Raw genomic sequence first — 4,899 nt, 5'->3', positions numbered from 1 at the left:
ATGGCGTCCGCGCTCCGCGCCGGCCACAGCCTCGTCGGCTCGATGTCGGTCATGGTCGAGCAGTCGATCGAGCCGTCCCGCCAGGAGTTCAAGCGCGTCGTCACCGACGAGCAGCTGGGTGTCCCGCTCGACGACGCCCTCCAGGTCACGGCGCGGCGGATGCGGAACCCCGACCTCGACCAAGTCGCGGTCGTCGCGATGCTCCAGCGCGAGGCAGGCGGGAACATGGCGGAGGTGCTCGACCAGGTCGTCGCCAACATCCGCGCCCGCATGGAGCTCCGTCGGCTCGTCCGGGTGCTCACCGCGCAGGGCCGCCTGGCACGCTGGATCCTCACCGCGATCCCCGTCGCGCTGCTGCTGTTCCTGCTGCTCGTCAACCCGCGGCACCTCGACCCGCTGTTCCACCAGGCCCTCGGTCAGGCGGCGCTCCTGATCGCGGCCCTGATGGTGGTCGCCGGCGGGCTCGTGCTCAAGAAGATCGTCGAGATCAAGGTCTAGAGGAGGGAGGAACCAGTGCTGTTCTTCATCGCGATACTCGCCATCGTCCTCCTCGGCGTCGCAGTGACGCTCGTGCTTCGCGGCGTCCTGACGTCGGCCACGACGGAGACGGTCGAGCAGATCAGCGCCTACGGCTACGCCGGTACGGCGGGGGCGTTCACCGACGAGCACGAGCGCTCGCTGCGGGACTGGTTCGACCAGGCCGCCGCGTGGCTCGGCGAGAGGCTCAGTCACCGCTTCTCGGGGCTGCGCGAGCAGGACGTGCGCAAGCGGCTCGTGGCCGCCGGGATGTACACGACGACCCCGGCGCGCCTCTTCGGGTACCAGTTCATCGCCGGTTTCGGTGCCGCCGTCCTCGTCTTCTGGGTCGCCGGCCTCGAGAGCCTCCACCCCGTCCTGGTGGTCGCGGCGACGGTGCTCTGCGCCGCGGCGGGCTGGACGCTCCCCAGCGCCTACGTCAACCATCGCACGCGCGCCCGGCGCGATCAGATCGAGCGCTCGCTGCCCGACCTGATCGACCTGCTCGTCGTCACGATCGAGGCAGGGCTCAGCTTCAACCAGGGCCTCAAGCTCGCCTCGAATCGGCTCGGCGGCCCGTTGGCGCAGGAGCTGCGGTTGACGCTCCAGGAGCAGAACATGGGGCTGACGCTCGGCGAGAGCCTCGTCCACCTCCAGGAGCGCGCCGAGACGCCGGGCGTCCGCGCGTTCGTGCGGGCGATGGTGCAGGGCGAGTCCCTCGGCGTCTCGACCGGGCAGATCATGCGCAACCTCGCGGAGGAGATGCGGAAGCGCCGCAAGGCGGCCGCCGAGGAGCGCGCGCAGAAGGCGCCCGTGAAGATGCTGTTCCCGCTGCTGTTCCTCATCTTCCCCGCGATCTTCGTCGTGCTGCTGCTTCCGGCGCTGATGAGCATCGGGGACGTGCTCGGCTAGCGGAAGGGAGGACCGAGTCGATGCGTGGCAACGCGGTACTCACACTCCGGCGAGAGGACGGGAAGATCCTCTGCGAGTCGGTGCACGTCGCCGACTCGCTGCCCCGCAGGATGCGGGGGCTCCTCGGGCGCGGCGCCCTCGACGAGGGCGAGGGCATGGTCCTGCGGCCCGCATGGTCGATCCACACGGCGTTCATGCGGTTCCCGATCGACGTCGTCTTCCTCGACCACGACCAGGTGGTCGTGCGGATCCACGAAGGCCTGAAGCCGTTCCGCACCGCATCGTGCCGTGGCGCACGCGAGGTCGTCGAGCTCCCGGCGAGGGAGTGCGCACGCCGCGGGCTGTCCGTCGGCGACCGCGTGACGTGGGCGCCCCGGGCAGCCGAGGACAACCTGCCGGAAGGGGGCCCCGCGAGGCTCGCGGCAGCTCGCGGATCGGTCGTCGTCGCGAGCCGCGACCTGCGATTCGCGAAGCTCGCACGGTTCCTGCTCGAAGGCGAGGGCATCGTGGGGACGCGGCTCGTGACCCCGGATCGGCTCTCGAAGGCGGTGGAGCAGTCGCCGCCCGACGTCGTCGTCCTCGACACCGAGGACGAGCTCGGACGGTCGCTGCGGCTCGCCCAGTCGATCTCTGCGCGGAGCCCCAACACGTCCGTGCTCCTCGTCGGCGACGAGGTCGCGGCGAGGGCTCCCGAGTCGGCCCGCGTGTACGACAAGTGGGAGGAGACGACCGACGTCGTGTTCGCCGTCTCGGTGGCGCTCGATGAGTCAGGGCCCGTCGTGCCGATCGGCGCATGACGACGACCGCAAGCGGTGACGAGCACGCAGGCGGGAAGGAGTGACGGCTACGACGCTGAAGCTCTGACGGCGGCCACGAGCAGGCGATCACCTGGCATGGCGTCACCCCTACGACATTCGCAGGAGGCGCGCCGGAGCGACCGGCCGTTCCCCCGTGCGCCCGAGCGGGCCGATCACCCGGCCACGACGCTCGACGTCGTGCACGAACGCCTCGCCGGCGGGGCCGTCGGGCAGGTGCTGCCGCTGCTCGCCGCCGCGCACGAGCGGGCACGTCACACACTGGAGGCGGCGGGTCAGACCGAGGCCGCCGACCGCCTCGCGACGACGTCGTACGCCGGCGACGTCCTCGTGATGCTGGCGACCGAGGGCGAGCTCGAAGGCGCGGACATCGAGATCGCCGTCGAGTCACTCGCCTCGGCACGGCAGGAGCCGGACTGCACCGTTCGCCTCGAGCTCCTTCGGGAGGTAACTCGCCATCCGTCCCTCAACGAGATCCCGCCCCTGGTCGCGGCCGAGATCGCGCTGCGACTACTTCGCGACCTCGGCTTCGTCGCCGGGGTGTCCCTCTGGTGGCGCGGCCCGTCGGGGACGATCGAGCCGGTGCTCGCGGTCGGGGACGCGATGACGAGCCGCCGTGTCCGGGCGACGGCCAAGGCCGCGCTCCGCCGCATCCCCTCGCTCTCGCTCGTCGGTCGGGCGTCCTTCCGGACGGCGCGCGTGCAGCGCCTGGGCGAGCCCACCGGCGTCCTCGTCGCCCGCATCGACGCGGGTGGAGACGCGCGCGCGGACGAGGGCCTGCGGACAATCGCATCCGCACTTTCCGGCGCGCTCGAGCGCGCAGCGCTCCTCGAGCGGAGCGCGAGGCACGAGCGCGCCCTCGTCGGCGCCGGCGAGCGGCGTCTGATGCGCCTCGGCTTCGACCTGCACGACGGGCCGATCCAGAACGTCCTCGGGCTCGCAGAGGAGATCCGGACCCTCCGCGATCAGCTCTACCCCTTCGTGCTCGACAGCCACCGCGAGCTCGCGTACCGGCGCTTCGACGACCTCGTGGCGCGGGTGGCGACCATCGACGACCAGTTGCGCGAGCTCGCTCATTCGCTCGAGTCGAAGAGCATCATCTCCCGCCCCGTGGGCGAGGTGCTCCACCGCGAGGTCGAGGCGTTCTCGGAGCGGACGCACATCGAGACGGACATCGAGATCAAGGGCGACCCGGAGTCGCTGACCGCGGGGCAGCGTATCGCGGTGTTCCGCGCGATCCAGGAAGCGCTCGCCAACGTCCGCGAGCACTCCGGCGCGACCGCGGTCGAGATCCGGGTGCGCTCCCGGCGCGGCGGGACGAGCGTCCGGGTCACTGACAACGGCGAGGGATTCGATGTCCCGCAGGCTCTTTCTCGCGCCGCGCAACGTGGTCGTCTCGGCATCGTCGGGATCGGCGAGCGCGTCCGCATGCTCGGCGGGACGTTCTCGCTCGAGAGCGCGCCGGGCGGGCCGACGACGCTCACGTTCACGCTGCCCCACTGGCAGACCGTCGATCCGGACGATCCAGGATCCCCCTGAGCCACCGGGCGAGGGCACTCCCGGAAGGCGACACCGCGCCCTGCGGGTGACCGTCGATCCCGGAGGCGGCGCCCCGCACGGACCCCGCCGGGCCCCCGTTCCCGGTACCCCGAACGGGGGGCGTTCGCGCCCTCCGATCAGCCGATGTTCACCACATGCTCGTTCGTCCTGCAGTGCGGTCGGTGCTGGTCGGGGCGCTCCTGCTGGCCCTCGTCGCGACCGCATACGCCGCCGCCTCCCCGGCGTCGATGCAGCGTGCGACCGGGCTCGAGCGAGCGCTGGTGGGGGCGGTGAACGACGCCCGTGCCGCCCGCGGCCTGCGTCCGCTCAAGGTCTCGCCCGGGCTGCGCGCCGCCGCCCTCTCCCACTCGCGGGCGATGGTCGCGGCGGGGACGTTCGCGCACGAGTCACCCGACGGGACGCATTTCGCCGACCGCATCAGGAAGCTGTACCCGCCCCGGCCGAACGCCGCCTGGGCCGTGGGCGAGAACCTCTACGCGTCGTCGAACGAGCCGACGGCGGAGGACGCGGTGAAGGCGTGGCTCGCCTCGCCACCGCATCGCGGCATCGTGCTCTCCCCCGTCTACCGGGACTTCGGCCTCGGCATCGTCCGCGCCACGGCGGCCGGTGGGGACTTCGGCGGTCAGCCCGCCTGGGTGATCACGGCGGACTTCGGCACGCGCGCCAACGGTCGCTGACGACTCGGGTGCCGGGCGTTCCCCGGAGCCGACCGGAGCTGCTGGTTCGCCGCTAGGCGCCGACCCGGCGGAGCGGCGTCCGTCGCGGGTCGACCTGCAGCGAGAGCCCGCTCTCCCAGGCGATCGTGACCGAGCCGTCGGCGGCGACCTGCTCGACGACGCCGCGGTCGCCCACTCGGAGCCGTTCGTCCAGCGGGTCGCCGACGAGCTCCACGGTCGTGCCGTGGGTGAGCGGCAGGCGCAGCCGCTCGAGGAGATGCCGTGCACCGTTCGCGTCCATGGTCGTGGTATTGGGCGCCGGAGGGCCCCTCTCCTCCCCGGCCGGCGAAAAGCAGGAGTCGCCAACGGCAACGTCGAAACGCAGGAGGCGTCGGCGGTCCGGATCCGAACTCGACGGCTTAGGACTGGCCCGCCGGCGC

6 protein-coding genes are annotated in these 4,899 nt (G+C 72.1%); 5 read left to right on the top strand and 1 reads right to left on the bottom strand.

Annotation, left to right across the window (positions count from 1 at the left end; translation table 11 throughout):
- From AC162C_RS08685 to AC162C_RS08665, 5 genes are all read left to right on the top strand, one after another.
- Positions 1-498: type II secretion system F family protein (locus AC162C_RS08685; protein ID WP_484097205.1), on the top strand; the 498-nt coding region annotated here is incomplete at its 5' end.
- Positions 499-513: 15 nt separating this feature from the next.
- Positions 514-1,428 (top strand): type II secretion system F family protein, encoded by a 915-nt coding sequence (locus AC162C_RS08680; RefSeq protein ID WP_484097204.1) that lies wholly within the window; start codon positions 514-516, stop codon positions 1,426-1,428.
- A 20-nt stretch (positions 1,429-1,448) separates the two neighbouring features.
- Positions 1,449-2,225: a DUF192 domain-containing protein gene (locus AC162C_RS08675; RefSeq protein ID WP_484097203.1), complete on the top strand. Its 777-nt coding sequence runs from the start codon at positions 1,449-1,451 to the stop codon at positions 2,223-2,225.
- Positions 2,226-2,423: 198 nt separating this feature from the next.
- Positions 2,424-3,782: a sensor histidine kinase gene (locus AC162C_RS08670; protein ID WP_484097202.1), complete on the top strand. Its 1,359-nt coding sequence runs from the start codon at positions 2,424-2,426 to the stop codon at positions 3,780-3,782.
- 155 nt (positions 3,783-3,937) lie between these two features.
- On the top strand, positions 3,938-4,480 hold the full coding sequence (locus AC162C_RS08665) for a CAP domain-containing protein (RefSeq protein WP_484097201.1): 543 nt from the start codon (positions 3,938-3,940) through the stop codon (positions 4,478-4,480).
- Between the two features lie 52 nt (positions 4,481-4,532).
- On the opposite strand, the gene AC162C_RS08660 is transcribed toward AC162C_RS08665, so the two are convergent.
- Positions 4,533-4,760 (bottom strand): DUF4314 domain-containing protein, encoded by a 228-nt coding sequence (locus AC162C_RS08660; protein ID WP_462974328.1) that lies wholly within the window; start codon positions 4,758-4,760, stop codon positions 4,533-4,535.
- Between the last annotated feature and the right edge of the window lie 139 nt (positions 4,761-4,899).

This window comes from Gaiella sp. (assembly GCF_057140465.1).
The sequence above is the reverse complement of the archived record's forward strand: the minus strand, read 5'-3'. Positions and strand labels throughout refer to the sequence as shown.

Coding starts and splice junctions, on each gene's coding strand:
- AC162C_RS08665 (WP_484097201.1), top strand. CDS start 3,938: ATGCTCGTTCGTCCTGCAGTGCGGTCGGTGCTGGTCGGGGCGCTCCTG.
- AC162C_RS08660 (WP_462974328.1), bottom strand. CDS start 4,760: ATGGACGCGAACGGTGCACGGCATCTCCTCGAGCGGCTGCGCCTGCCG.
- AC162C_RS08675 (WP_484097203.1), top strand. CDS start 1,449: ATGCGTGGCAACGCGGTACTCACACTCCGGCGAGAGGACGGGAAGATC.